Source organism: Enterobacter huaxiensis, assembly GCF_003594935.2.
Taxonomy (GTDB): Bacteria; Pseudomonadota; Gammaproteobacteria; order Enterobacterales; family Enterobacteriaceae; genus Enterobacter; species Enterobacter huaxiensis.
In genome coordinates this window covers 3,297,586-3,322,504 of record NZ_CP043342.1, presented here as the reverse complement: position 1 = coordinate 3,322,504, position 24,919 = coordinate 3,297,586, and the positions used below count along the sequence as shown (strand labels likewise).

Here is a 24,919-nt window from a genome sequence, read left to right as displayed (position 1 = left end):
CACGATCATGTCGTTATGTATATAACTATATAGCGAAAAGCGAGAATGGCGAAGTGTTGAGTTACGCGCTACTATCGCCATAACCACGTTTTCGTTTTTGAAAACATACACTCTAGCCCTGGCGCCTGTGTCGAACGATATGGCGCCCTGGCCGTGGCGGTTTTGCCACCAGGGTACAGAAAGAAATGACTGTGCCTCCCGTATCTGGAAAGGTGTACATGGCTTCACAACTTACTGATGCTTTCGCGCGTAAGTTTTTCTACTTACGTCTGTCGATTACCGATGTGTGTAACTTCCGTTGCACCTACTGCCTGCCCGATGGCTACAAGCCGGGTAAGGTCACCAATAACGGCTTTCTCTCCGTCGATGAAGTGCGCCGCGTGACGCGCGCCTTCTCAGCGCTCGGCACGGAAAAAGTCCGCCTGACCGGTGGGGAGCCCTCACTGCGTCGTGATTTCCCCGACATCATTGCCGCCGTGCGTGAAAATGAGCGTATCCGCCAGATTGCGGTCACCACTAACGGGTACCGCATGGCCCGTGACGTGGCGAGCTGGCGCGATGCGGGCCTGACGGCGATAAACGTCAGCGTCGATAGCCTCGATGCGCGTCAGTTCCACGCCATTACCGGGCAGGATAAATTCCAGCAGGTGATGGACGGTATCGACGCGGCGTTCACGGCCGGTTTCGACAAAGTCAAAGTCAACACGGTTCTGATGCGTGATGTGAATCATCATCAGCTGGACACCTTCCTGGCGTGGATCAAACCGCGCCGCATTCAGCTGCGCTTTATCGAGCTGATGGAAACCGGCGAGGGCAGCGAGCTGTTCCGCCGCCATCATATCTCCGGCATGGTGCTGCGCGACGCGCTGCTGAAGCGCGGCTGGATCCACCAGATCCGCCAGCGCAGCGACGGCCCGGCACAGGTCTTTTGTCACCCGGATTACGAAGGGGAAATTGGACTGATCATGCCCTATGAGAAAGACTTCTGCGCCAGCTGCAACCGTCTGAGGGTCTCCTCCGTCGGCAAGCTGCACCTCTGCCTGTTTGGGGACGGCGGCGTAGATCTCCGCGATCTGCTGGAGGAGGACGCTCAGCAGGACGCGCTTGAAGCGCGTATTTCTGAAGCGCTGACGCATAAAAAACAGACCCACTTCCTGCATCAGGGCAACACCGGAATTACTCAAAACCTGTCATACATTGGCGGGTAAACCGTCTTAAGAAGGAATCCGAAGATGAGTCAGGTAAGCGCAGAATTTATCCCGACACGTATTGCTATTCTTACCGTTTCTGACCGCCGTGGTGAAGAGGATGACACCTCCGGCCACTGGCTGCGCGATGCGGCCCACGAGGCGGGGCACCACGTTGTTGATAAAGCCATTGTCAAAGAGAACCGCTACGCCATTCGCGCGCAGGTATCACAGTGGATCGCCAGCGACGAGGTGCAGGTGGTCTTGATCACCGGCGGCACCGGTTTTACCGCAGGCGACCAGGCGCCGGAAGCGCTGCTCCCGCTGTTTGACCGCGAAGTGGAAGGCTTCGGTGAGGTGTTCCGAATGCTCTCGTTTGAAGAGATTGGCACCTCCACGCTGCAGTCGCGCGCCGTGGCGGGCGTGGCGAACAAGACGCTAATCTTCGCCATGCCGGGTTCGACCAAAGCGTGCCGCACCGCATGGGAAAACATTATTGCCCCGCAGCTGGATGCCCGCACCCGTCCGTGTAATTTCCACCCTCATTTAAAGAAATAAGCTATGTCGCAACTGACCCACATTAACGCCGCCGGTGAAGCGCATATGGTGGATGTTTCCGCCAAGGCTGAAACGGTGCGCGAGGCGCGCGCCGAAGCGTTCGTCACCATGCTGCCAGAAACGCTGGCGATGATTATCGACGGCAGCCACCACAAGGGCGACGTCTTTGCCACCGCGCGTATCGCCGGGATCCAGGCCGCGAAGCGCACCTGGGATTTAATTCCCCTCTGCCATCCGCTGATGCTCAGCAAAGTGGAGGTGAATCTGCAGGCGCAGCCGGAGCACAGCCGCGTGCGCATTGAATCACTTTGCCGCCTGACCGGTAAAACCGGCGTTGAGATGGAAGCCCTAACGGCGGCGTCCGTGGCGGCGCTGACTATCTACGATATGTGCAAGGCCGTGCAGAAAGATATGGTGATTGGCCCGGTGCGTCTGCTGGCGAAAAGCGGCGGCAAATCCGGCGATTTTAAGGTGGACAGTCATGATTAAGGTGCTCTTTTTTGCGCAGGTCCGCGAGCTGGTCAATACTGACAGCCTGACGCTGGACGCGCCGTTTGAAAACGTTGCCGCGCTGCGCGCGCATCTGGCCGCGCAAAGCGACCGCTGGGCGCTGGCCCTGGACGAAGGCAAGCTGCTGGCTGCCGTTAATCAGACGCTGGTGGAGTTCTCTCATCCGCTGTCAGCAGGGGATGAAGTGGCCTTCTTCCCACCGGTTACAGGGGGCTGAGATGGCGGAAACCCGAATTGTGGTCGGCCAGGATCGCTTTAACGTCGGTGCGGAATATGACTGGCTGGCGGAGCGCGACGAAGACGGCGCGGTGGTGACCTTCACCGGAAAAGTGCGTAATCACAACCTTGGCGACAGCGTGAAGGCGCTGACGCTGGAGCACTATCCGGGCATGACGGAAAAATCGCTGGTGGAGATTGTGGAACAGGCGCGAGGCCGCTGGCCGCTGGGGCGGGTGACGGTTATCCACCGCATCGGTGAGATGTGGCCAGGCGAGGAGATTGTCTTCGTCGGGGTGACCAGCGCGCACCGCAGCAGCGCCTTTGCGGCAGGGGAGTTCATTATGGACTTCCTCAAAACCAAAGCGCCATTCTGGAAGCGTGAAGCGACGCCGGAAGGCGACCGGTGGGTGGAATCCCGCGACAGCGACAAGCAGGCGGCCAGCCGTTGGTAACAGGTTTAGTTTGATGTGTTAGTCTTAACGTGTGTGTCAACTTAATCAGGAGTGAATCATGGACCGATTTCCGCGTTCCGATTCAATAGTACAGCAGACCCGTAGCGGCCTGCAGACGTATATGGCTCAGGTGTACGGCTGGATGACGGTCGGCCTGCTGCTCACCGCGTTTATCGCGTGGTATGCGGCAAATACGCCAGAGATCATGATGTTTATCTTCTCGAGCAAAATAACCTTCTTTGGCCTGATCATTGCGCAGCTGGCGGTCGTTTTTGTCCTTTCCGGTATGGTGCATAAGCTCAGCGCCGGCATGGCAACCACGCTGTTTATGCTCTATTCGGTGCTGACCGGGCTAACGCTCTCCAGTATTTTCATCGCCTATACCTACGCCTCGATCGCCAGCACGTTTGTGGTGACCGGCGGGATGTTCGGCGCGATGAGCCTCTACGGCTACACCACCAAGCGTGACCTGAGCGGTTTTGGCAGCATGCTGTTTATGGGGCTGATTGGGATCGTGCTGGCGTCGCTGGTGAACCTGTGGCTGAAGAGCGAAGCGCTGATGTGGGCCGTGACCTATATCGGGGTGGTGGTCTTCGTCGGGCTGACGGCCTACGACACCCAGAAGCTGAAGAACATTGGCGAGCAGATTGACGTGCGCGACAGTTCAACGCTGCGCAAATACTCGATTGTAGGCGCGCTGACCCTCTATCTGGACTTTATCAACCTGTTCCTGATGCTGCTGCGTATTATGGGCAACCGTCGTTAAGGTTGCTTTGCCGGGTGGCGGCTTCGCCTTACCCGGCCTACGAAACGCGAACCGTAGGTCGGGTAAGGCGAAGCCGCCACCCGACTTATTCACTTCGCTAACATCCTCTCGTTCTTCGCCCGCAGCTTCTTCGCCCGACTCTCCAGCACCAGATAACAGACCGTCGCCAGCGCCAGCGGCAGGAAGTAGTAGATCATGCGGTATGCCAGCAGGGCGGCGATGATTGTGCCATGAGAAACATGTTCCCCCGCAAGCAGCGCGATAAACACCGCCTCCAGCACGCCAATACCCGCCGGAATATGCACAATCACCCCGGCAATGCTGCTCACCAGCAGCACGCCGAGCACGAAGAAGTAGTTCACGTCTTCGCCAATCAGCAGCCAGATAATCGCCCCCATCGCCATCCAGTTGGCGCTGGAGACCACCATCTGCAGTACCGCGAATTTCCACGAGGGCAGCACCAGCTTTTGCCCTTTGATGGTCATATGCCGACGCTTAGCAAAGGCGCAGGCCCACAGGTACACGGCGATGATCAGCAGCAGCACGAAGCCTAAAATCCGCAGCGTGGTTTCATCGATATACCAGTGCGCGGGCAGCTGCACCACGCCGATGGTAAAGATTACCCCACCGAGCAGAATATACCCCAGCCAGTTGGTGGTGATGCTTAACGAGAAAATGCGCGTGATGGTCCCACCCGGCAGGCCGAGGCGCGAATATAAGCGATAGCGCATGCCAATCCCGCCGACCCAGGTGCTCAGCGTCAGGTTAAAGGCGTAACAGATAAACGACACCAGCATCACCTGACGCTTGGCCAGCTTGTGGCCGCAGTAGGCGCGGCCCAGCAGGTCATAACAGCCGTACATCAGGTAGCTTACGATGACCAGCCCAACGGCGCTAAGCAGCACCGTTCGGTTGTAGTTGCGGATAACCTTCCACACCTCTTCCCAGTCAACTTTTTGGGCGTACACCACCAGCAGCACCGCGACGGCAATAAAGAACAGCCAGGTGAGGATTTTCTTCGCCACGCGCCAGCGTGGATGGGATTTTGACATCAGGTTTTCCCTCCGTCTTCCGCTTCTACGCGGTCCTGGGTTTCCATTTCGGGTTGAACCGGTGGGTCCACCTGCGCAAGCTTCGGCGTGTGCGCGGGGAGCCAGCCGACCATGGCCGGGAAGTGGCGCAGGAAGTGGAACACCACCACGCCGACGCCAACGTTCCACCAGCTGCGCTTGGGCACCATGGATTGATCCACCCGCACGCAGTCCTTGTCGATAAGCCCCTGAAGGTTTTCGCGCAGGGTATGATTAAACTGGCGATCGTGGATGATCAGGTTCGCCTCCAGATTGAGCGACAGGCTCAGCGGGTCGAGGTTGCTCGAACCAACGGTTGCCCAGTGGTCATCCATCAGGGCCACTTTGCCGTGCAGCGGGCGGCGGCGGTATTCATAAATCTGCACGCCGCTCTTAACCAGATAGCGATAAAGCAGACGCGCGCCCACCTTCACAATCGGCATATCGGGCTCGCCCTGCACGATGAGCTTCACGCTCACGCCGCGTCGGGCCGCGTTGCGCATGGCGTGCAAAATACGGTAGCCGGGGAAGAAGTAGGCGTTGGCGATAATAACCTCGCGCTTTGCGTTCGCCAGCATCTTCAGGTAATGACGCTCGATATCGTCCCTGTGCTCCTCGTTGTCCCGCCAGACAAACAGCGCCTGAGCTTCACCCGGCCTGCGGTTCTCTTCCGGGCGATGACGACGACGCCACCAGCGGCGAGCGGCCTCTTTGCCGGGTAAGTTTTCCAGCACGAACAGCTGAATGTCCTGAACCACCGGCCCTTCGATGCGGATCGCGTAGTCCTGCTTCGCTTCGGGGCCGTAATCCGACATATGCTCGGCGGAGTAGTTAATGCCGCCAACGAACGCCACCGTTTCATCCACCACGACAATTTTGCGGTGCATACGGCGGAACAGGTTGGTGCGCATGCCTAACAGGCGCGGGCCGGGATCGTAGTAGCGGAACACCACGCCCGCGGAGGTCAGTTCGTTGACAAATTCATCGCTGAGATCCGGCGAACCATATCCGTCGAGCAGGACCTCGATGGTAATACCGCGCCGTGCGGCATGCAGCAGCGCGCTGTGCAGCTGTCTGCCCACGTCGTCTTCAAACCAGATAAACGTTTCAAGAAAGACTTTCTGCTGTGCGTGGCTAATGGCCTCAAAGACCGCCGGATAAAAGTTATCGCCATTTTCCAGCAGCGTAATTCGATTCCCTTCCTGCCATGAACATTTCATAAGTGGATCTCCGCGCTCAGCGGGGCATGGTCTGATAAATGTCGCCAGTTGAGTAACGCCAGCGCGGTAGGGCTGCTGGCATGAGCGTTTTTCACGTAGATGCGGTCAAGGCGCAGCAGGGGAAAACGCACGGGAAATGTCCGTGCCGGCCTGCCGCGGGCGCGGGTGAAAATCTCCTCCAGCCCGGCCTTGACCTTCAGCGGATGGTTGGCCCGCTGCCGCCAGTCGTTGAAATCGCCAGCGACAACCACGGGTTCGCCTTCCGGCAGCGCGTTCGTCCACTCGGCCAGCATCTGCAGCTGGGCCTGACGGTGCGCTTCACGCAGGCCAAGGTGAACACAGCCCACGTGGATGGGGAAATCGAGTTCCGGCGGCGCGATGCGGCAGTACAATAGCCCGCGCTTTTCGCTTTCACCGACCGAGACGTCGCGATTCTCGTAGTGTTCAATCGGAAAACGCGACAGCACCGCGTTGCCGTGATGACCCTCCGGGTAGACTGCGTTGCGCCCGTAGGCGTAATCGCTCCACATGGTATCGGCCAGAAATTCGTAGTGGGGAGTATCAGGCCAGTTTTCGACATGCATCGGATGCACCTCGTGGGCGCCCATCACCTCCTGGAGGCAAACAATGTCCGCGCTTACCGTACGCACCGCGTCGCGCAGTTCCGGTAAAATGAAGCGGCGGTTAAATGCTGTGAAGCCCTTATGAATGTTAATCGTCAGCACCTTAAGTGAGAAATGCTGCGTTTTATGGGTCATAAACACCTTCCTGGATGACTATCCCGATGAAAATAAAGTGTAGTCGGCGTCACAAAAAGATGCGGCGTTACGGAATTTTCCGTAAAGTGCGGTAGTCTGAACTTGCAGAGAAAAATCCTTCAGGAGAGAAGCCATGAAGTGGCAACAACGTGTTCGTGTCGCAACGGGTTTAAGTTGCTGGCAGATAATGTTGCATTTACTGGTCGTGGCCGTACTGGTGATGGGCTGGATGAGCGGCACGCTGGTGCGTGTTGGCTTAGGGTTATGCGTACTTTACGGCGTGACCGTGCTGTCGATGCTGTTCCTGCAGCGGCACCATGAAGCACGCTGGCGTGAAGTGGGTGATGTGCTCGAAGAGCTCACCACCACCTGGTATTTTGGTGCGGCGATGATCGTCCTGTGGCTTCTGTCACGCGTGCTGCAAAACAACCTGCTGCTGGCCCTGGCCGGTCTGGCAATCCTTGCAGGGCCTGCGGTTGTCTCTTTACTTACCAAAGAGAAAAAACTACGCAATGTTGCGTCTAAACATCGCATAGGCCACTGAACCCGTTGTGGCCGCGATGACCAGCAGCGGCCACAAGCTTCCCCAGACGATATCCAGACTCGCGTCCTTCAGATAAATTTGCTTGGTGATGTCCGTAAAGTGCCGGATCGGGTTTACCCAGGTGAGGTCCTGCAGCCACACCGGCATATTCTCGACCGGTGAGACGTAGCCTGAGAGCAATATCGCCGGCATCATAAAGACGAACACGCCAATAAACGCCTGCTGCTGCGTGGAGCAGAGCGCCGAAATCAACAGCCCAAACCCGACCAGCGACAGCCCGTAAATCACCATCGTGAAGTAAAACAGCGCCAGCGATCCGGCAAACGGGATCTGGTATGCCCAAATGCCAATGCCCAGCACGATAGTGGCCTGGAAGGTGGCGACAATCAGCGCCGGAACCGCTTTGCCAACAAAAATCTGCCAGGTCGCCAGCGGGGATACCAGCAGCTGATCGAGCGTGCCCTGTTCCCGCTCGCGCGCCACCGACAGCGAGGTGACGATCATCACCCCGATGGTGGTGATCATGGCGATCAGCGACGGCACCACAAACCACTTGTAGTCCAGATTCGGGTTATACCAGTTGCGAACCACCAGCTCGCTGTTGTTGGGCTTTGGCTTGCCGTCCATCAGCTCCTGCTGATAATCCTTCACTACCTGCTGGAGATAGTTCGCCGCGATCTGGGCGCTGTTGGAGTTACGCCCGTCGAGGATCAGCTGCATCGGCGCGGTCTGGAAGGTATCCAGATTGCGGGAGAAATCGGCCGGGAAGCGCACCAGCAGCAGGGCTTTCTGCGTGTCGATAGTGGGCTGGATCTCCTGCGGACTTTTCAGCAGCAGCACGTGGGTAAAGGCTTTTGCGCGGGCAAAGCGCTGCGTCAGCTCAACGGAATGTTTGCCGTTGTCTTCGTTATAGACGGCAATGGTGGCGTTGGTGACCTCAAGGGTGGCGGCAAAGGGGAACAGCAGCACCTGGATGAGCACCGGCAGCACCAGAATGGCGCGGGTTTGCGGCTCGCGCAGCAGGGATTGCAGCTCTTTGCGTATTAACGTCCATAATCGGTGAAACATCGCGTCGTCCTCCTGTCGGGTGGCGCTTTTGCTTACCCGACCTACAAAATCCGTTGGCTAATCTAATCTTCTTTTCGTTTTCATCCACGTCAACCCGATAAACATCACCGCCGACGCCATCAAAAACAGAGTGTTGATAATCAGCACCACCGGTATATTCCCCGCCAGGAACAGGCTTTGCAGGGTGCTCACGAAGTAACGCGCCGGGATAATGTAGGTCACGGCACGGATGACGGCGGGCATGCTGTCTATCTGGAAGATAAAGCCGGAGAGCATGATCGACGGCAGGAACGCGGCGTTCAGCGCCACCTGCGCGGCGTTGAACTGGTTACGGGTGATGGTGGAGATCAGCAGCCCCATTCCCAGCGTGCTCAGCAGGAACAGGCTGGTAATAAAGAACAGCACGATCAGCGAGCCGCGATAGGGCACGCCGAGGATAAAGACGGAGACAAGCATACAGAGCAGCATCGCCAGCATGCCGAGGAAATAGTAGGGAATGATTTTGCAGAGCAACAGTTCGACGCGCGTCACTTCGGTGGACAGCAGCGCCTCCATGGTGCCGCGCTCCCACTCGCGGGCGATGACCAGCGACGTCAGAATTGCGCCGATAACCGTCATGATAATCGTCACCGCGCCCGGAATGATAAAGTGCTGGCTGATGGCGGCCGGGTTAAACCAGTAGCGCGTCTGCACGTCGATCAGCGGTTCGAACGTCTCGCCCCGGTCTTCCGCGCGCTGCATTTGCCAGAGCTGCCAGATCCCCTCGGCGTAGCCCTGCACGAAGTTAGCGGTGTTCGGCTCGCTGCCGTCGGTGATGACCTGAATCGGCGCATCGCCGTTTGCACGCGCCATATTGGCGGCGAAATCCACCGGAATGACGATCAGGCCGCGAATTTTCCCGGCCTGCATTTTCTGGATCAGCTCCTGTCGGCTGTCGCTGATGGTGGCGTCAATATAGGGCGAGCCGGTCATGGCGTGGGTAAAGTCCAGCGCCTCTTCGCTCTGCTGTTCCAGTAAAATCCCCACCCTGAGCTTGCTGGAATCCAGGTTAATGCCGTAGCCAAAAATAAACAGCAGCAGCAGGGGGATCACCACGGCAATCAGCCAGCTGCTGGGGTCGCGCACGATCTGCCGCGTCTCTTTGACGCACAGGGCGCGCACCCGGCGACAGGAAAGGGCATTACTGCGCATGTGCATTCTCCTTATCCCAGTCGTGGATGAGGGTGATAAACGCCTGCTCCATGGTCGGGTCCGGGACCTCATCGTCAGCGGCCTGCTCTTTCAGGTCGTCCGGCGTACCGTGGGCAATCAGCTTGCCGCGGTACACCAGCCCGATGCGGTCGCAATATTCCGCCTCGTCCATAAAGTGGGTAGTGACCATGACGGTCACCCCTTTTTCTACCATGCTGTTGATGTGTAGCCAGAACTCGCGGCGGGTAATGGGATCAACGCCTGACGTCGGTTCATCAAGAAACAGAATATCCGGCTCATGCATCAGCGAGCAGGCCAGCGCCAGCCGCTGCTTAAAGCCGAGCGGCAGGTCGTCCGTCGCGTGGGAGGCAATGTGGGTTAACCCGAACGCGTCGCTCATCCGGCTGATTTTTTCGTTCTGCGCCCGGCCGCGCAGGCCGTAGACGCCCGAGAAAAAGCGCAGGTTCTGATCCACCGTCAGGTTGCCGTACAGCGAAAACTTCTGCGCCATATAGCCGAGACGCTGGCGCGCTTTGCCGGAGCTGACCTTCAGGTCCATACCCAGCACCAGCGCCTTGCCGGATGTGGGGACCAGCAGGCCGCACATCATTTTGAAGGTGGTGGATTTCCCCGCTCCGTTCGGCCCGAGCAGGCCAAAAATCTCGCCGCGCTTCACCGCAAAGTTGACGTTATCGGTCGCGGCGAAATCGCCAAATTTCTTGGTCAGGGATTTGGCCTCAATCACCGTTTCGCCCGGCGTGCCTTCCACCGTATGCAGAATGGCGGCAAGCGGCGACTCTGACGTTCCCGCGCCGCCCAGCAGGTCGATAAACGCGTCCTCGAAGCGCGGTGCGGTCTCTTCTATCTCTATCTCTGGCATCCCTTGCGCCTGGCGAATGTCGTCGGCGGTGGCCTCTTTTTTCAGAATAATGCGCACCGAGCGGCCCTGGATCATCCCGTCGCTGACCTGCGGCAGCCTGAGCACGCGCTGAAGCAGCCTGCGGTTGGACTCCTGCGGGCTGTGCAGCAGGAAGCTGCGCCCGGCCATGCTTTGCGTCAGCGTCGTCGGCTCGCCCTGATAGAGCAGCTCGCCTTCGTTCATCAGCAGCACGTCCCGGCACTGCTCCGCTTCGTCGAGGTAGGAGGTGCTCCAGAGGATCAGCATCCCGTCGCCCGCCAGCTCGTGCACCATCTGCCACAATTCACGGCGCGAAATGGGATCAACGCCCACGCCCGGCTCGTCCAGCAGCAGGACTTTCGGCTCGCCGACCAGCGTACAGGCGAGCCCCAGCTTCTGCTTCATGCCGCCGGAGAGCTTGCCCGCCAGCCGGTCGGTGAACGGGCCAAGGGAGGTAAACTCCAGCAGGCGGGCGAAGGTTTTCTGACGGGTTTCGCCGGTGACGCTGCGCAGGTCGGCGTACAAATTCAGGTTTTCCATCACCGTCAGGTCTTCATACAGGCCGAACTTCTGCGGCATATAGCCCATTATTGCGTGAAGGGGGCCGTCGTTTTCAATCGGGTCGAGCCCGAGCACGCTGGCCGAGCCTTCGTCGGGCTTCAGCAGCCCCGCCAGCATGCGCATCAGCGTGGTTTTGCCGGCACCGTCCGGGCCGACCAGCCCGGTCACATAGCCTTTCTGGATGGTACAGTTCAGCGGCGCGACCGCCGGTTTATCCATCCCCGCGAAGCGTTTGACCAGATTGTTGAGCTGGATAACCGCGTCATTCATGTCGTTCCCCGTCGTTCACTGTTACGGTGACGGGCATGCCCTGACGCAGCGCGTCGTCCGCATCGGTCACGATGATGCGCAGGCGGTATACCAGGTCGGTACGCAGGTCCGGCGTTTCAACGGTTTTTGGCGTGAATTCGGCGGTAGGGGAGACAAAGCCGACTTTGCCGTGATAGGGCTTATCCGGACGGCCATCGGTGTAAAGCAGCAGCTCGCGGCCCGGCTTCATCTGGCCCAGATTCGGCTCATCTATATAGGCACGCACCCACACCGGGCGGGTCAGCGAAAGCGTTAAGACGGTACTGCCCGCGCTGAGCATGCTGCCCGGCTCGACGGCGCGGGTTAACAGCGTGCCGTCAGACGGGGCGATGAGGGTGGTGTCGTGCAGATCCAGTTCAGCCTGCGCCAGCTGCGCCTGGGCCTGTTCAAGGCTGGCTTTTGCCTGGGCAATATCCTGCGAGCGGTTACCTGTGCGGTACTGGCTCAGCTTATCCTGCGCGGATTTCAGCGTTGCCTGCGCCTGGTCGCGGGACGAACGCGCGTTTTCGAGGTCGTTGGCAGAAATGGTGCGGCTTTTCCACAGCCCCTGCTGCCGGTTATAGAAGTTCTGCGCATAGTCGTAGGCGGCTTTCGCCTGCTTGACGGCGGCGGCGGCCTGGGCGATCTCTTCATCGCGATAGCCTGCCAGCATCAGATCGTACTGCGCCTGGGCTACGGAAACGCCGGCTTTTGCCTGCAGCAGCGCATTCTCGTAGGGGGCTTTGTCCAGCATACCCAGCGTCTGTCCGGTTTTGATGGCATCGCCTTCGTCAACGGTCAGCGACGCCAGGCGACCGCCCACTCGGAAGCTCATATTCACAGTGCGAATATCAACGTTGCCGTACAGGGTCAGGCCTTTATCCTGCTGGCTCTGATACCACACCCAGCCGCCGATCCCCGCAGCAAGCAAAACAACAACCACCAGAACGATGGCGACAGGTTTTTTCATGACTTCAGGCTCCTTTGCGTTAAGCCTTGCAGGATCAGGTCGAGATGACAGGTGATGACCTGGCTAATCTGCGCGGCTTTATCCTCATCAAATTGTGTCCAGCCCGCGCGTAACAGGATGGTTTCTCGTCCCAGGCGGAAGGCGAGTACTTCACCCAGCAGGGCATGGGTATGCAAAATCGTCTCGGTATCGCTGGCATCGCGTCCGGTATAGGCTGCGATAAGCCGCGTCAGGTGGGTGTGCATGGGGGCAATCACCCGATCGTGAACCAGCCGATAGGCCGCAGAAGGCGAAAGCTGTTCGCGTGAGATAAACTTGCTCAGGTTCAGCGTATCGTCGTGCGTCAGCATGCGGATCATATTATGGCAGGCGTTGAGGATAAGCTGGCGGATAGCGGCGCGGTCGGGCGTCGGCTGGTTGAGCAGGGCGGTAGCTTCCTCAACCTGCGGGCGAAACTGGTTGCCGATGAAGTCAGCGATCCACTGCGCGCAGGCGAGGTACAAATCCTCTTTTGAGCCAAAATAGTAGGTAATGGCCGCTATGTTTTGCCCGGCCTGCGCCGCGATGTCGCGCGTGGTGGCATGCATCCCATACTCGCCGAACTGCGCCAGCGCGGCGGCAATTAGCTGGCTTTTAGCCTGTTCACCTTTGGATGTGGTCGGGGTGGTATTCATAGCCGCACCAGGAATTAATCAATCGATTGATTAAGACTATGTCCGGTTCGCCATTTTGTCCAGTTGGCCCTTTGGCGGGAAATCGTTCATCGAGAGTTCGCTGAGGGATATTTTATGCGCCGCGTCACAAAATCTGCTACACTCCGCTGCTTCGCGACATCGTGGTTTTTGTCCTCCCCCTATTCGTTATATCTCCCTGAAAACTACACCTGTGATGGTCGGGGCGGTTCGGAGTTTTTATGTCTTTTGATTCCCTTGGCCTGAACCCAGAAATTCTGCGCGCTATCGCAGAACAGGGCTACGTTGAGCCAACCCCGATCCAGAAGCAGGCGATACCTGCCGTTCTGGAAGGCCGCGACCTGATGGCCAGCGCCCAGACCGGTACCGGTAAAACTGCAGGCTTTACGCTGCCGCTGTTAGAGCTGCTGGAAAAAAACCAGCCGCATGCGAAGGGCCGTCGTCCGGTGCGTGCACTGATCCTCACGCCAACCCGCGAACTGGCAGCGCAGATTGGTGAGAACGTGCGTGAGTACAGCCGCTATCTCAACATTCGTTCGCTGGTGGTCTTCGGCGGCGTCAGCATCAACCCGCAGATGATGAAGCTGCGCAGCGGCGTCGACGTGTTGGTGGCGACGCCGGGTCGTTTACTGGATCTCGAACATCAGAACGCGGTGAAGCTGGATCAGGTTGAAATTCTGGTGCTGGATGAAGCCGACCGTATGCTGGACATGGGCTTTATCCATGATATCCGCCGCGTGCTGACAAAGCTGCCTGCCAAACGTCAGAACCTGCTGTTCTCCGCCACCTTCTCTGATGAGATCAAAGGCCTGGCTGAAAAACTGCTGCGTAACCCGCTGGAAATTGAGGTTGCGCGCCGCAATACCGCTTCCGAGCAGGTGACCCAGCACGTTCACTTCGTGGACAAAAAGCGCAAACGGGAGCTGCTGTCTCAGATGATTGGCGAAGGTAACTGGCAGCAGGTGCTGGTCTTTACCCGTACCAAGCACGGCGCTAACCACCTGGCTGAACAGCTGAACAAGGATGGTATCCGCAGCGCGGCTATCCACGGTAATAAGAGCCAGGGTGCTCGTACTCGCGCGCTGGCTGATTTTAAATCGGGTGACATTCGCGTGCTGGTCGCAACCGACATCGCGGCGCGTGGGCTGGACATTGAAGAGCTGCCGCACGTGGTGAACTACGAGCTGCCAAACGTGCCGGAAGATTACGTTCACCGCATTGGTCGTACCGGCCGCGCGGCGGCGACCGGTGAAGCGCTGTCTCTGGTGTGCGTCGATGAGCACAAGCTGCTGCACGATATCGAACGCCTGTTGAAGAAAGAGATCCCGCGCATTGCTCTGGAAGGGTATGAGGTAGACCAGTCTATCAAAGCCGAACCGATTCAAAACGGTCGCCAGGGCGGCGGTCGCGGTCAGGGCGGTGGCCGTGGTCAGGGTGGCGGCGGACGCGGCCAGCAGCCGCGTCGTTCTGAAGGGGGCGCGCCAAAATCATCAGCCGGGCCTGCGCGTCGCGGCAATGATGCCAAACCGGCGGGTGAAAACCCATGGCGCAGCGGTGACGCGCGCCCGGCAGGGGAAGGACAGCGCCGACGCCGTCCGCGCAAACCTGCTAATTCACAGTAATCTGGAAGCCCGGCCGTAAAGCCGGGCTTTTCTTTTTGCGGCAACGAATAGAAAGTGCCACAATAGTGGCTGTTTATACAGTATTTCAGGTTTTCCGATGGCTTTAACCGCTGCGCTCAAAGCGCAAATTGGCGCATGGTATAAGGCGCTACAACAGCAGATCCCCGACTTTATCCCCCGAGCGCCGCAGCGGCAGATGATTGCTGACGTGGCAAAAACGCTCGCCGGGGACGACGGGCGACATCTGGCAATTGAAGCGCCGACCGGCGTCGGTAAAACCCTGTCTTATCTTATCCCGGGCATCGCGATTGCCCGTGAAGAGCAAAAAACGCTGGTGGTCAGCACTGCCAACGTGGCCTTGCAGGATCAAATCTTCAGCAAAGACTTACCCTTGCTGCGCAAAATCATCCCTGAGCTGCGCTTTACGGCGGCGTTTGGGCGCGGTCGTTACGTTTGCCCGCGCAACCTGGCGGGTCTGGCCAGCAGCGACGCGACGCAGCAGGATCTGCTCGCTTTTCTTGATGACGATCTGACGCCGAACAACAAAGCCGAGCAGGAGCTCTGCGCTAAGCTTAAAGTCGATCTCGACGGTTATAAATGGGATGGCCTGCGCGATCATACCGATAAAGCCATCAGCGACGATCTGTGGCGCAGGCTCAGCACCGATAAAGCCAGCTGTCTGAACCGCAACTGCCACTACTACCGCGAATGCCCGTTCTTCGTCGCGCGCCGCGAAATTCAGGAAGCGGAAGTGGTTGTGGCTAACCACGCGCTGGTGATGGCCGCGCTGGAGAGCGAAGCGGTACTGCCCGAGCCGAAAAATCTGCTCCTGGTCCTCGATGAAGGCCATCATCTGCCCGACGTGGCGCGCGATGCGCTGGAGATGAGCGCGGAGATCACCGCACCCTGGTTTCGCCTGCAGCTTGACCTGTTCTGCAAGCTGATTGCCACCTGCATGGAGCAGTTCCGCCCGAAAACCACGCCGCCGCTGGCGGTTCCGGAGCGGCTGAGCGAGCACTGCGAAGAGGTCTACGGGCTGATCGCATCGCTCAACAACATTTTGAATCTCTATCTTCCACAAGCGCAGGACGCCGAACACCGCTTTGCGATGGGAGAACTGCCGGACGAGATCATGGAAATCTGCAAACAGCTGGCGAAGCATCTGGAAAAGCTCCGCGGGCTGGCGGAGATGTTCTTGAACGATCTCAGCGAAAAAACCGGTACGCATGACGTAGTCCGCGTCCACCGGGTGCTGCTGCAGATGAACCGCGCGCTGGGCATGTTTGAATCGCAGAGTAAGCTCTGGCGGCTGGCCTCGCTGGCGCAGGCGTCCGGCGCGCCGGTCACCAAGTGGGCCACCCGCGAAGAGCGGGACGGACAAGTACACCTCTTTTTCCACTGCGTCGGCATCCGCGTGGCCGATCAGCTGGAAAAGCTTATCTGGCGCAGCGTGCCGCACGTGGTGGTGACGTCGGCCACGCTGCGTTCCCTGAATAGCTTCTCGCGCCTGCAGGAGATGAGCGGCCTGAAGGAGAAAGCGGGCGACCGCTTTGTGGCGCTCGATTCGCCGTTTAACCACTGCGAGCAGGGCAAGCTGGTGATCCCGCGCATGAAGTATGAGCCGCTCATGGAAAACGAAGAGCATCATATTGCCGAAATGGCAGCGTACTTCCGCGAGCAGGTTGAGAGCAAAAAGTACCCCGGCATGCTGGTGCTGTTTGCCAGCGGGCGCGCAATGCAGCGTTTTCTTGAATACGTGACCGACCTGCGCTTACTCCTGCTGGTACAGGGCGATCAGCCGCGCTATCGGCTGGTGGAAACGCACCGCAAACGCATTGATAACGGCGAGCGCAGCGTGCTGGTGGGGCTGCAGTCGTTTGCGGAAGGTCTGGATCTGAAGGGCGACTACCTGACGCAGGTGCACATTCATAAAATCGCCTTCCCGCCCATCGACAGCCCGGTGGTGATCACCGAAGGGGAGTGGCTGAAAAGCCTCAATCGCTATCCGTTTGAGGTGCAGAGTTTACCCGCGGCGTCGTTTAACCTGATTCAGCAGGTCGGGCGTCTGATTCGTAGCCACGGCTGCTGGGGAGAGATTGTTATTTACGACAAGCGTCTGCTGACAAAAAACTACGGCCAGCGCCTGCTGAACGCGCTGCCCGTTTTCCCGATTGAACAGCCAGAGGTGCCGGAAGTAAAAAAACGCCCGGCGAAACCCGCTGCCGGGCGTGCAAAAAGCATCCGTGCTAAGAGGCGCGGTCCTACTGGTAAATAAACGTGACCTGAACAACGCTGCTGAACGTGCCGGCGGTAACGGGCAGGGCGGTAGCGTAATAGCGGGCAGAAAGCGGGAAGTCGGCGGTACGAGCGTCCTGATTCACCAGAACGCTGAAGCTTGCCTGCGGGGCGATGAGCATCTTATCCGGACGATCGGCCAGCTCCAGCGCCAGCCCACCGGCCGTACCGGTGTTAGCGAATTTGTTCGGGTGCGCGCCGTCGGCCTGGCCGATAAATGTCGCGGTCGCAAGCGTGGTGGTTGAGGGACATTTTGAGAGCGTTAGATCAAACGCTTTCCACTCCCCGGTATCCCCCACGTCCTTAAAATTACCCGCGACGGCCTGACCCAGATTGACCGTCAGGTTCTGGCTGGCGCTATCGACCGTGCAGGTATTGGCGTAAATGTTGCCGGTCATCTCTATCTGAATATCCTCCGCATAAGCGTTAGCCAACAGGCCAAGGGTCAGGAAAATCAAATAACTTTTCATTGTGAACCTACTTATACGCAACGGTAATGGTCGCGACGGTGTTGGCCGGCCCGGGCGTGACGGTATCGCTTATCTGCTCGTAGCGTACCTTGAAGGGGATGTTTAAGGTTTCATTTGCGTTCGCGGGGCTTGAGGTGGTGAAGTACTCATCGAAGGCGGGAACCTTGCCATCGGTGACCATAAATACGCCTACCCCTGTTGCCACACCGCTCTCGGGCGTGAGCTTAATCACCCCTCCGAAGCCCGGAACGTAGCCGTTCGCGCTGCCGATCTTCAGCTCCGGCTGAACCGTCGTATTACAGTTCAGGCTAACGTTAAAATCCTTTTCGTCGGTGAGCAGGCCGGTTGAGAAAAACTGGCTCAAGGGAAAATCGCCCAGCACCACGGTCAGGCTTTTTGGCGAGACGGAGCAGGTCACCTGCTGGACATTGATATTCCCTGCGTAGGCGATTGAGTTCGGATCGCCGATGCCATCGTGTTGATAAACACCGATCCCAAAACGGGTCTGACTTTGATTCAGCGTGCCTGACGTCACCGTATTGCTGGTTTTGACCAGCTCAAGCGTAACGTCAAAGTTAAAAGAGAGATTGCCGTCACTGGAGACATAACCGACCGGCGTTCCCGTAGAGATACAGTCAACCCCTCCGGCTCCGCTGATGCGTTCGCCCCGATCGTTCATCAATGCCACGCCAATACCGGGTACGCCAGAATCGTAGACGCCTTTCAGGCCCGGGATTTCCGCGCCCGTGCCGTAATAGCAGGAGACAATTTCCAGGCCGCTTTCTACCGCCCGATCGCAACTCCCGGCGACATGGGTGATTTGTTCGGTGCCGGGAATGGTCTCGCCAACCGCCAGCGTCGTCGGAACGGAGATGGATGCCACATTGATCATTTTGGGCAGATCCGGCGTGGTGCATGTCGCTTTCGCATGCGGCATAAATAACGCTGCGGTTCCCAGAACCAGTAAGAAGAAGCACTGTTTAATCATTTGCATAATAGTTGCCTGAAGGATGCATCAATGACACTGCGCCGCAGCGTTGATAATGCTGGTTTTCTCGTTCTCATCCGTGAGCGCATACTCAGCGACGCAGTGCTCGCTCACATCCTCTCCCCAGGAGACGGCGAGATGCCCTTGCTGTGGGAGACCCGAGAGGTAGGTCTGCCCGTCGTTACCGACAATAAACTCGCTGTCCTTATCCTCCGTGGTTACCGTTGCGCCGAAGGGCAGCGGTTTGCCGTTATGGGTGAGCGTCATCAAAACGCGACTGCCCACGCGGGTAGTAAAGCTCGCGCGCACCACGGCGCCGCGCGTTGGGGTCACCACCTGCGCCGCGTGCGTCACGTCGGCATCCTCCGGCAGCGTTTCGGTATCCAGCGCAATGGTGTTATTGCGATATGCGGTCACGAACGGCACGACGGTATAGCCGCGGAAATCGGTCTCCACGCCCGTCTGGTTAGCAATATGCGTTCCGTGCGCGCCGGGTGCTTTCACCAGCGCGATGGTCTCACCGAGCGGCTGGCTCAGGGTGATCCCGTTCGCGTGGACAACCACGCCGCCCTGCAAACCAACGTTAACAGTCTGCTGATACTTATCCTGACTGACGCCTGCGCTCACTTCGCCATAGGTCGCTTTGTAATCGGCGTTCATGCTGGTCGAGTTACCGCTGCCGGTACTGCTCAAACCTTCCTGAATATTCCAGTTCAGGTTGTCTTCCTTGAGAGCCGTGCCGTTCAGACCGATATTCTGCGTGGTGCCGTCTTTGGTGTTGTTCAGGCTGTAGGTTGCCCAGGTGTTATGCATCCAGCGGTCCAGCGGAACGGAGACGTTCAGCGAGAACTGGTTGTCGTTCGTCACTTCGTCGCCGTTTTCATCGCTGTCGCTGGTGTTTTTGTTCATGCTGTAGCTCAGGCTGTAGCTCAGGCTGTAGCTCACCCCGTGCCAGCTGTTGTTGTAGCTGACGCTCATGGAGGTCATGTCCTGGTTCTGGCTCCAGTACGTTTCCTTAACCAGGCTTAGGGTGACGGACCCCCAGCCTTCGGGCAGCGTCTGGTCGACGGTGGCTTCGGTGCGGGCGCGGCGCTGCTGCGGGGCAGACCAGTCATCAGAGCGGGTATATGACTGCAGCGTGTCTTCCAGGGTGTAAAACCCTTTGCTGTTGTAGCGATAGCCTGCCAGCGAAAAGTTAGTGCCAGAACCGGCAAAATCTTTGCTGTAGCGCACGCGCCAGGACTGGCCCTTGCTGGCCTGCTGTTTTTTAAGCAGCGCTTTGGCACGCGTCACGTCGATGGAAAACGCGCCTAAATCGCCCATGTTTTTCCCGGCGCCGAGCGCCTGAGACTGATAGTGGCTGCTCTGCTGCACGCCACCGTAGGCGGTGAAGCCATAGGGCAGGCCATAGATCGCGCTGCCCTGGGAAAACGGCGTCTTTTCTACGTCTTTGTCATAGGAACGATAGTGACCGGCGGTCACGCTGTAGCGCAGGTTTTTTTCACGCTGCAGTACGGGCACGGAGGCGTACGGCACCACGAAATGACTTTCGCTGCCGTCGGTCTCTTTCACGGTGACCTGCAGGTCGCCGCTGCTGCCGGTAGGGTAGAGGTCGTTAATTTCAAACGCGCCAGGGGCAACGGTGTTCTGATAAATGACGTAGCCGTTCTGGCGCACCATCACCAGCGCGTTGCTGTGCGCGGTGCCGCGGATAATGGGCGCATAGCCTTTTTCGCTATCCGGCAGCATGTCGCTGTCAGAATTAAGCTGTACGCCGGTATAGGGTACGCTGTCGAATACATCGGAAGGCGAGGAGCTTTGCCCCACCGTCAGGTCGCTTTTCATCGCCACAATATCGCGCTGCACGTAGGTATAGACGGAGGAAAACTTTTGCTGCTCTTCCTTGCCCTGAGTGCTGCGGTTCCACGTGGAGTAGTTGCGCACGCGCCATGCACCGACGTTAAGGCCAGGGCGCAGGTTGACGTACTGGCTGCTGTTATCCTGTTCGCCCTGCTGACGCGCATGGCTCTGGCTGGCGGTGGCGCTGTAGTTCAGCAGCCCTGCGTTGATGCCTTCGTCGAGCTCTTTAGGGTCGATGTAGCCGCGCGGGACCTGGCCCAGAGCGGTTTGTGGAATACTGAGCAGCAGCTGCTGGTTACGTACGTGAAACGTAGCGGATGCCGCAGGGATAGCGTATAAATCTGCACACTGGCCTTTCGCCATCAGCTGCGGATATTTTTGGATTTTAATGCCGAGGCTTTTTAACTCATTCAAACTAAAGCAGGGCTGAAGCGAATTATTGTCCTGAGCATCTTTTTTTAATTTGAACGTCACGTCTCGGGTATCAATTTTATTATTATTGATAAAAATAGCGACCTGATATTTTCCCGGGGCTTGTCCTGGGCCTTTTTCGTAAACCGATAGATCGGTCTTCCCCTGCTGAGGATTATCAATATCCAACAGCGCCGGGTTGAAATAATCATCCGCCATCGCCTGCTGTGCCAATATCATCATTGCCAGACCGCAAAGAACGAGCAGTAATGATGGCATTCGGCACGTGAACGGCTTTTTATGGCTGTACATGATTATTTATTTACCTGAGGACGTTTTTAATGAACGGAAGTTGACCAGGTCTGGCTGATGCTGCCGTAATCCGTAATAATGGAATACGCGATATTCGTCCCGCTGACGTTGCCAGGTAATACGAAGTGAGTTTCCGTTTTTGGCGCAGCCCAGGTGGCTTTATCCACTTTATGGCCGCTAAGCGTCACCTTCTGGAAATTCATATAGAAACGCGTCGGATTATTCACGACCAGATCGTTGCCTTCGCGATGCCATTCAAGCTTGTCGGCCACGTCTTCAGGTTTGCCTATTACCGCTGGCGGGCGATACAGCAGTTTAATGCGGGTATTAATCGCAATTTGCAGGGTGTTTACCCCCTCAACGTGCTTTGAGGATGGAATCGCTTTGATGTTCAGCCAGTACAGGGATTCGCGGTCTTCGGGTAAATTGCCGCCGGTGCGCACGACGCGCAGCACGTTATCCTCTTTCGCATCGAGGCGAAAAAGCGGTGGCGTGATGAGAAAGGGGGCTTTGGCCGTATTTTTACCGCCAGAATCGACCCAGGACTGTACCAGATAATCCGTCGCATCCGGGTTTGAAAGACCAAGAGAGGATTCCTTTTTATCACCGTGGTATACCAGACGTGTGCCATTAATAATGACGCCTGCATGTGCAGTCGCGGCAACCAGTATAAGTGTGCTCAGTAAATAGCCGTGGCGCATAGGTATTTCTCAAAAAAAGGATGAGATATTAACGCTTAAAAAAACGTTAATATCTCGGGATTGATAATATCAGTTATAGATAACGGTGAAGGTCGATACAGAGTTTGCCGGGCCTGCGGTAACCGCGGCATCGGTTTGAATATAACGCGCGCCAAACTCCAGGTCGTTAACCGCCGTACCGGAGGCTAACGGGTATTGTTGAGTCGGCGTGTATAAACTCACAGGCTGTTCCGCTGCGTCAACCAGTTGAATAGCCACACCCGTTGCCGCATCCGCGTCGGGCGTTAATGCCAGCGTGGAGTTATTGTTGGCGTCTGGCGTTCCGCCGAAGTTAATGGCTGCAGAGGTCACCGTTTCCGGGCAATCTTTAAGCTGAATATCAAACTTCGTTAATGTGCTGGTGGAACCTGCACCGGTAAATACGGTTTTAGACACTTTGCCTAGCTGAACATGTAATGGATTACTTAACCCATTAACGACCTGGCAAGCGGAATCGATAATTTCACCGGTGAAGTTTATTTGGCCTTCGCCGTTTGTTGCCGCAAATGTGGATGCTGAACATCCGACCATTGCAGCGATGAATAAACCTGATGCGATCTTGTTCATAACAAATCCTGACCTTAATGATTTTCCGGCGGTGATTTAACCAAAAAATGTATTACTAAGATTCTTCCGTAGAAATTACTAATAATTGAAATAGCGCTTGAGATTATCTTTTTTTCATAAAAACAGCGGGTTGAATAAGTAGATAAAAAACTAACGGCCAGACCTTCTTAAGGGCTATATTGTTAACAAGATGATGCTGTCAGGAGAAAATTGTGGATTATCGCAAAATTATCAAAGAGGTAGGGCGCGGAAAAAACCACGCCCGCGACCTGGATCGGGAAACGGCCCGTGCGCTGTACACGCATATGTTGAACGGCGAGGTCCCGGACCTCGAAACAGGCGGTATTCTGATTGCGCTTCGCATCAAAGGGGAAGGCGAAGCTGAGATGCGCGGTTTTTATGAGGCGATGCAGAAACAAACGCTGCGCCTGACCCTGCCGGTAGCGAAACCGATGCCGATTGTTATCCCCAGCTATAACGGCGCGCGTAAACAGGCGAACCTGACGCCGCTGCTGGCTATTTTGCTGCATAAAATCGGGTTTCCGGTTGTTGTACACGGCGTCAGCGAAGATCCGACACGCGTTCTGACAGAAACCATTTTTGAACTGTTGGGCATTGAGCCGACCCTGCATGCCGGGCAGGCGCAGGCTAAGCTCGACGGGCATCAGCCGGTCTATATTCCGGTTGGCGCACTGTGCCCACCGCTGGAAAAGCAGCTGGATATGCGCTGGCGGATGGGGGTGCGTAACAGCGCTCACACGCTGGCAAAGCTGGCGACGCCGTTTGCTGAAGATGCGGCGCTGCGCCTGTCCAGCGTGTCGCACCCGGAGTACGTCACGCGCGTCGGCAAATTCTTTGAGGAAATTGGCGGCCGAGCGCTGTTGATGCACGGGACCGAAGGGGAGGTGTATGCCAATCCGCAGCGCTGCCCGCAGCTGACGCTGATTGACGCCGCTGGTACGCGCGTAGTGCTTGAGCGTGGGGAGGAAAATAGCGATGTGATCCTGCCAGACGCGAAAGATCCGCAAACCACCGCGCGCTGGATCGAACAATGCCTGTCCGGGAATGTGCCCGTCCCGCGATCCATCAAGCTACAGATGGCCTGCTGTTTACTGGCAACCGGTGAAGTGGAAACGGTGGAAGCCGGGCTTGCGCGCGTGGCGGAGTCGTTTTAGGCAAAAAAAAAGCCCGTCCAGTGGCGGACGGGCAAACAAAGGGTAACAACAACAGGGTCAATGAGGGTTGGAGCATCTCACCAGAGGGTTTGGCGAGGGTAGAACATTCATTCAGCCGATTATTTGTAGATAACCGCAGTACCGCTCAGTTTGTTATTGGTGTTTGCAGAGGTGATGGTATACCCGCTTGCACCGGCAGCAGCCGCTTTCTCAGCCAGTTTGGCTTCCAGACCGTCCAGCGTGGTTGCGCCTTCTGCACTCACCACGCCGATTTTATTCATGCTCTGTGCCTGAGCGGTCGATACCGCTTCTGCAGCAAATGCGCCAAAAGACAGAGCGGACAGGGCAACAGCAGCAACAGCATATTTAATGGTTTTCATGGTTAATCTCTCGCAGGTTATTCTGTTAAGGGGACGATGTTCCGTCGATGTGATAAGTATCACGTTTTTTTACGAGAGATAAAATCGAAGAGAATTGACAGCATTGCTCAAAAAAATTGAATGACAAATAAGTTATTGAATATTAATAAATTCAGAAGGGTGATTTACAGTTCTTGTCGCTGCGCTTTACAGAGCGCTAGCGAAGCGCACAATTTGCTACGTGTAGTCCTGAAATTCGTGAGCGTAAAGGAAACCCCTTACGCGGTGAAATTACGTAAATGAGAGTCAACGTAGCTGGCTGTCTTTCGATCCCCTGCGATTATATCCTGCATAGGAAGAATTTTGTGAATCTTTATTCTGCTGGCAGGTGATGCATAGCCGCACGCCCGGAACGGCTTTACGTCGAGCCTCGGGGATGGGATCGCCGCACTCTTCGCATTCATGCAAACTTTCGCCGTGCGGTAATTCACCGCGAACGCGGGCGACGGCATCTTCAATTGTACTGTTGATCTGTTCGTTGACGGCATCGTCATTTGCCCAACCGGAAGCCATTGCGTCCTCCTGTGTGGTATTCAAAACGCATATTCTTAATATGGGGTTAAAAAACGTACGGTCAAGGTATGCAAGTGAGAAACTGCATCTGGTGGACAGATGCAGTCTTGAGGCAGGATAAGAGACTACTTGTAGATGGTTGCTGTGCCATACATGTGGTTATCCCCGCCAGCGGAGTTCACCACGAAGCCTTTTGCACCTTCCTGGCGGGCTTTTTCTGCCAGCTTATCCTGGAGATCGTCGAGGTTGGTGGCACGGCTTACGGAGACGGTACCGGCCGGGCGGAGCTGGCTGGTGTCAGTGCTTTCGTTCAACGACTGAACTGACCAGGCAGAAAACGACGCCGTAGCCAGCGCGCCAGCGAGTACAACAAGGGTCAGGTATTTTTTCATAATCACATCCTCAGGGAGAAACAACTGGTGATTCTTTCTAAGTTTAGAAGCCCGGCGAGTGTGATTTAGCGCAAAAATTTGATGATGATCTGCTTATTTTTTGAACGATAAATGTTGACAAACCATTGACAGATCATAGACATACAGGTCTATGATTTTTTTCGGTTTTCCCCCAGACGCAGAGAGATATTTACCCATGGGTC

At 56.9% G+C, this 24,919-nt stretch carries 26 protein-coding genes and 1 riboswitch; of the genes, 10 read left to right on the top strand and 16 right to left on the bottom strand.

The genetic code is table 11. The annotated features are described in order from the left end of the window. The first annotated feature begins 96 nt into the window (after positions 1-96). Positions 97-231: riboswitch (molybdenum cofactor riboswitch) on the top strand. The 6 genes from moaA to D5067_RS15855 all read left to right on the top strand — a co-directional run bounded on the left by moaA (position 219) and on the right by D5067_RS15855 (position 3,692). Beyond that, the gene (gene moaA, locus D5067_RS15880) at positions 219-1,208 is read left to right on the top strand and encodes a GTP 3',8-cyclase MoaA (protein ID WP_119935003.1); all 990 of its coding nucleotides are present in this window, start codon (positions 219-221) and stop codon (positions 1,206-1,208) included. (Overlaps the previous riboswitch by 13 nt.) Positions 1,209-1,232: 24 nt before the next feature. Further along, complete coding sequence (moaB, locus tag D5067_RS15875; protein WP_119935002.1) at positions 1,233-1,745, top strand: molybdenum cofactor biosynthesis protein B; 513 nt, start codon at positions 1,233-1,235, stop codon at positions 1,743-1,745. Between the two features lie 3 nt (positions 1,746-1,748). Beyond that, on the top strand, positions 1,749-2,234 hold the full coding sequence (gene moaC / locus D5067_RS15870; protein ID WP_049008689.1) for a cyclic pyranopterin monophosphate synthase MoaC: 486 nt from the start codon (positions 1,749-1,751) through the stop codon (positions 2,232-2,234). Further along, positions 2,227-2,472 carry a molybdopterin synthase sulfur carrier subunit gene (gene moaD, locus D5067_RS15865; RefSeq protein WP_119935001.1) on the top strand — a complete coding sequence of 82 codons (246 nt, stop codon included), beginning with the start codon at positions 2,227-2,229 and terminating at the stop codon, positions 2,470-2,472. Before moaC ends, moaD begins: the two co-directional genes overlap by 8 nt. Before the next feature lies 1 nt (position 2,473). Next, positions 2,474-2,926, top strand: coding sequence for a molybdopterin synthase catalytic subunit MoaE (gene moaE / locus D5067_RS15860; RefSeq protein WP_119935000.1), 453 nt, complete (start codon positions 2,474-2,476; stop codon positions 2,924-2,926). Positions 2,927-2,984: 58 nt separating this feature from the next. Continuing rightward, positions 2,985-3,692, top strand: coding sequence for a Bax inhibitor-1/YccA family protein (locus D5067_RS15855; RefSeq protein ID WP_119934999.1), 708 nt, complete (start codon positions 2,985-2,987; stop codon positions 3,690-3,692). An 89-nt stretch (positions 3,693-3,781) separates the two neighbouring features. Here D5067_RS15855 and D5067_RS15850 read toward each other — a convergent pair whose 3' ends face one another. The 3 genes from D5067_RS15850 to D5067_RS15840 are packed head-to-tail and all read right to left on the bottom strand — an operon-like array spanning position 3,782 to position 6,740. Further along, positions 3,782-4,744, bottom strand: a complete 963-nt coding sequence (locus D5067_RS15850; RefSeq protein WP_119934998.1) for a lysylphosphatidylglycerol synthase domain-containing protein — start codon at positions 4,742-4,744, stop codon at positions 3,782-3,784. Further along, a complete protein-coding gene (gene clsB, locus D5067_RS15845; protein WP_119934997.1) occupies positions 4,744-5,982 on the bottom strand; it encodes a cardiolipin synthase ClsB in 1,239 nt (412 codons plus the stop codon). Before clsB ends, D5067_RS15850 begins: the two co-directional genes overlap by 1 nt. Next, on the bottom strand, positions 5,979-6,740 hold the full coding sequence (locus D5067_RS15840; RefSeq protein ID WP_119934996.1) for an endonuclease/exonuclease/phosphatase family protein: 762 nt from the start codon (positions 6,738-6,740) through the stop codon (positions 5,979-5,981). The genes clsB and D5067_RS15840 overlap by 4 nt, the downstream gene beginning before the upstream one ends. 133 nt (positions 6,741-6,873) lie before the next feature. On the opposite strand from D5067_RS15840, the gene D5067_RS15835 reads away from it, so the two are divergent. After that, on the top strand, positions 6,874-7,284 hold the full coding sequence (locus D5067_RS15835; RefSeq protein ID WP_115874544.1) for a YbhQ family protein: 411 nt from the start codon (positions 6,874-6,876) through the stop codon (positions 7,282-7,284). On the opposite strand, the gene D5067_RS15830 is transcribed toward D5067_RS15835, so the two are convergent. From D5067_RS15830 to cecR, 5 genes are read right to left on the bottom strand one after another with little or no spacing between them, the layout of a single operon-like run. Further along, positions 7,246-8,352: an ABC transporter permease gene (locus tag D5067_RS15830; RefSeq protein ID WP_119934995.1), complete on the bottom strand. Its 1,107-nt coding sequence runs from the start codon at positions 8,350-8,352 to the stop codon at positions 7,246-7,248. The two genes, D5067_RS15835 and D5067_RS15830, sit on opposite strands and share 39 nt — an antisense overlap. 57 nt (positions 8,353-8,409) lie before the next feature. Beyond that, positions 8,410-9,543: an ABC transporter permease gene (locus D5067_RS15825; RefSeq protein ID WP_119934994.1), complete on the bottom strand. Its 1,134-nt coding sequence runs from the start codon at positions 9,541-9,543 to the stop codon at positions 8,410-8,412. Further along, a complete protein-coding gene (locus D5067_RS15820; RefSeq protein WP_119934993.1) occupies positions 9,533-11,272 on the bottom strand; it encodes an ATP-binding cassette domain-containing protein in 1,740 nt (579 codons plus the stop codon). Before D5067_RS15820 ends, D5067_RS15825 begins: the two co-directional genes overlap by 11 nt. After that, positions 11,265-12,260, bottom strand: a complete 996-nt coding sequence (hlyD, locus tag D5067_RS15815; protein ID WP_119934992.1) for a secretion protein HlyD — start codon at positions 12,258-12,260, stop codon at positions 11,265-11,267. Before hlyD ends, D5067_RS15820 begins: the two co-directional genes overlap by 8 nt. Continuing rightward, positions 12,257-12,934 carry a transcriptional regulator CecR gene (gene cecR, locus D5067_RS15810; protein ID WP_119934991.1) on the bottom strand — a complete coding sequence of 226 codons (678 nt, stop codon included), beginning with the start codon at positions 12,932-12,934 and terminating at the stop codon, positions 12,257-12,259. The genes hlyD and cecR overlap by 4 nt, the downstream gene beginning before the upstream one ends. Positions 12,935-13,173: 239 nt before the next feature. Here cecR and rhlE point away from each other — a divergent pair, with 239 nt between their 5' ends. Next, entirely contained in the window at positions 13,174-14,574 is a 1,401-nt protein-coding gene (gene rhlE / locus D5067_RS15805) for an ATP-dependent RNA helicase RhlE (protein WP_119934990.1), read from the top strand. A gap of 97 nt (positions 14,575-14,671) precedes the next feature. Then, positions 14,672-16,849, top strand: coding sequence for an ATP-dependent DNA helicase DinG (gene dinG, locus D5067_RS15800; RefSeq protein ID WP_119934989.1), 2,178 nt, complete (start codon positions 14,672-14,674; stop codon positions 16,847-16,849). On the opposite strand, the gene D5067_RS15795 is transcribed toward dinG, so the two are convergent. From D5067_RS15795 to D5067_RS15775, 5 genes are all read right to left on the bottom strand, one after another. Further along, positions 16,836-17,339, bottom strand: coding sequence for a fimbrial protein (locus D5067_RS15795; RefSeq protein ID WP_119934988.1), 504 nt, complete (start codon positions 17,337-17,339; stop codon positions 16,836-16,838). The genes dinG and D5067_RS15795 overlap by 14 nt on opposite strands. A 7-nt stretch (positions 17,340-17,346) precedes the next feature. Next, the gene (locus tag D5067_RS15790; protein ID WP_119934987.1) at positions 17,347-18,333 is read right to left on the bottom strand and encodes a fimbrial protein; all 987 of its coding nucleotides are present in this window, start codon (positions 18,331-18,333) and stop codon (positions 17,347-17,349) included. Positions 18,334-18,354: 21 nt separating this feature from the next. Beyond that, the gene (locus tag D5067_RS15785) at positions 18,355-20,910 is read right to left on the bottom strand and encodes a fimbria/pilus outer membrane usher protein (protein WP_160117932.1); all 2,556 of its coding nucleotides are present in this window, start codon (positions 20,908-20,910) and stop codon (positions 18,355-18,357) included. A gap of 26 nt (positions 20,911-20,936) precedes the next feature. Then, positions 20,937-21,611: a fimbrial biogenesis chaperone gene (locus tag D5067_RS15780; protein WP_119934986.1), complete on the bottom strand. Its 675-nt coding sequence runs from the start codon at positions 21,609-21,611 to the stop codon at positions 20,937-20,939. A gap of 69 nt (positions 21,612-21,680) precedes the next feature. Next, on the bottom strand, positions 21,681-22,217 hold the full coding sequence (locus D5067_RS15775) for a fimbrial protein (RefSeq protein WP_119934985.1): 537 nt from the start codon (positions 22,215-22,217) through the stop codon (positions 21,681-21,683). A 212-nt stretch (positions 22,218-22,429) separates the two neighbouring features. On the opposite strand from D5067_RS15775, the gene ybiB reads away from it, so the two are divergent. Then, positions 22,430-23,392 carry a DNA-binding protein YbiB gene (ybiB, locus tag D5067_RS15770; RefSeq protein WP_119934984.1) on the top strand — a complete coding sequence of 321 codons (963 nt, stop codon included), beginning with the start codon at positions 22,430-22,432 and terminating at the stop codon, positions 23,390-23,392. A 119-nt stretch (positions 23,393-23,511) separates the two neighbouring features. Here the strand turns inward: ybiB and ybiJ are convergent, their stop codons facing one another. The 3 genes from ybiJ to mcbA all read right to left on the bottom strand — a co-directional run bounded on the left by ybiJ (position 23,512) and on the right by mcbA (position 24,716). Continuing rightward, complete coding sequence (ybiJ, locus tag D5067_RS15765) at positions 23,512-23,772, bottom strand: DUF1471 family protein YbiJ (protein WP_119934983.1); 261 nt, start codon at positions 23,770-23,772, stop codon at positions 23,512-23,514. Between the two features lie 285 nt (positions 23,773-24,057). Next, a complete protein-coding gene (locus tag D5067_RS15760; RefSeq protein ID WP_119934982.1) occupies positions 24,058-24,324 on the bottom strand; it encodes a DksA/TraR family C4-type zinc finger protein in 267 nt (88 codons plus the stop codon). A 125-nt stretch (positions 24,325-24,449) separates the two neighbouring features. Next, the gene (gene mcbA / locus D5067_RS15755; protein WP_119934981.1) at positions 24,450-24,716 is read right to left on the bottom strand and encodes a DUF1471 family periplasmic protein McbA; all 267 of its coding nucleotides are present in this window, start codon (positions 24,714-24,716) and stop codon (positions 24,450-24,452) included. Between the last annotated feature and the right edge of the window lie 203 nt (positions 24,717-24,919).

What these genes read in the sequence shown, in the direction of transcription:
- moaA (WP_119935003.1), top strand. Translation starts at nt 219, where the DNA reads ATGGCTTCACAACTTACTGATGCTTTCGCGCGTAAGTTTTTCTACTTA.
- moaB (WP_119935002.1), top strand. Translation starts at nt 1,233, where the DNA reads ATGAGTCAGGTAAGCGCAGAATTTATCCCGACACGTATTGCTATTCTT.
- moaC (WP_049008689.1), top strand. Translation starts at nt 1,749, where the DNA reads ATGTCGCAACTGACCCACATTAACGCCGCCGGTGAAGCGCATATGGTG.
- moaD (WP_119935001.1), top strand. Translation starts at nt 2,227, where the DNA reads ATGATTAAGGTGCTCTTTTTTGCGCAGGTCCGCGAGCTGGTCAATACT.
- moaE (WP_119935000.1), top strand. Translation starts at nt 2,474, where the DNA reads ATGGCGGAAACCCGAATTGTGGTCGGCCAGGATCGCTTTAACGTCGGT.
- D5067_RS15855 (WP_119934999.1), top strand. Translation starts at nt 2,985, where the DNA reads ATGGACCGATTTCCGCGTTCCGATTCAATAGTACAGCAGACCCGTAGC.
- D5067_RS15850 (WP_119934998.1), bottom strand. Translation starts at nt 4,744, where the DNA reads ATGTCAAAATCCCATCCACGCTGGCGCGTGGCGAAGAAAATCCTCACC.
- clsB (WP_119934997.1), bottom strand. Translation starts at nt 5,982, where the DNA reads ATGAAATGTTCATGGCAGGAAGGGAATCGAATTACGCTGCTGGAAAAT.
- D5067_RS15840 (WP_119934996.1), bottom strand. Translation starts at nt 6,740, where the DNA reads ATGACCCATAAAACGCAGCATTTCTCACTTAAGGTGCTGACGATTAAC.
- D5067_RS15835 (WP_115874544.1), top strand. Translation starts at nt 6,874, where the DNA reads ATGAAGTGGCAACAACGTGTTCGTGTCGCAACGGGTTTAAGTTGCTGG.
- D5067_RS15830 (WP_119934995.1), bottom strand. Translation starts at nt 8,352, where the DNA reads ATGTTTCACCGATTATGGACGTTAATACGCAAAGAGCTGCAATCCCTG.
- D5067_RS15825 (WP_119934994.1), bottom strand. Translation starts at nt 9,543, where the DNA reads ATGCGCAGTAATGCCCTTTCCTGTCGCCGGGTGCGCGCCCTGTGCGTC.
- D5067_RS15820 (WP_119934993.1), bottom strand. Translation starts at nt 11,272, where the DNA reads ATGAATGACGCGGTTATCCAGCTCAACAATCTGGTCAAACGCTTCGCG.
- hlyD (WP_119934992.1), bottom strand. Translation starts at nt 12,260, where the DNA reads ATGAAAAAACCTGTCGCCATCGTTCTGGTGGTTGTTGTTTTGCTTGCT.
- cecR (WP_119934991.1), bottom strand. Translation starts at nt 12,934, where the DNA reads ATGAATACCACCCCGACCACATCCAAAGGTGAACAGGCTAAAAGCCAG.
- rhlE (WP_119934990.1), top strand. Translation starts at nt 13,174, where the DNA reads ATGTCTTTTGATTCCCTTGGCCTGAACCCAGAAATTCTGCGCGCTATC.
- dinG (WP_119934989.1), top strand. Translation starts at nt 14,672, where the DNA reads ATGGCTTTAACCGCTGCGCTCAAAGCGCAAATTGGCGCATGGTATAAG.
- D5067_RS15795 (WP_119934988.1), bottom strand. Translation starts at nt 17,339, where the DNA reads ATGAAAAGTTATTTGATTTTCCTGACCCTTGGCCTGTTGGCTAACGCT.
- D5067_RS15790 (WP_119934987.1), bottom strand. Translation starts at nt 18,333, where the DNA reads ATGCAAATGATTAAACAGTGCTTCTTCTTACTGGTTCTGGGAACCGCA.
- D5067_RS15785 (WP_160117932.1), bottom strand. Translation starts at nt 20,910, where the DNA reads ATGTACAGCCATAAAAAGCCGTTCACGTGCCGAATGCCATCATTACTG.
- D5067_RS15780 (WP_119934986.1), bottom strand. Translation starts at nt 21,611, where the DNA reads ATGCGCCACGGCTATTTACTGAGCACACTTATACTGGTTGCCGCGACT.
- D5067_RS15775 (WP_119934985.1), bottom strand. Translation starts at nt 22,217, where the DNA reads ATGAACAAGATCGCATCAGGTTTATTCATCGCTGCAATGGTCGGATGT.
- ybiJ (WP_119934983.1), bottom strand. Translation starts at nt 23,772, where the DNA reads ATGAAAACCATTAAATATGCTGTTGCTGCTGTTGCCCTGTCCGCTCTG.
- D5067_RS15760 (WP_119934982.1), bottom strand. Translation starts at nt 24,324, where the DNA reads ATGGCTTCCGGTTGGGCAAATGACGATGCCGTCAACGAACAGATCAAC.
- mcbA (WP_119934981.1), bottom strand. Translation starts at nt 24,716, where the DNA reads ATGAAAAAATACCTGACCCTTGTTGTACTCGCTGGCGCGCTGGCTACG.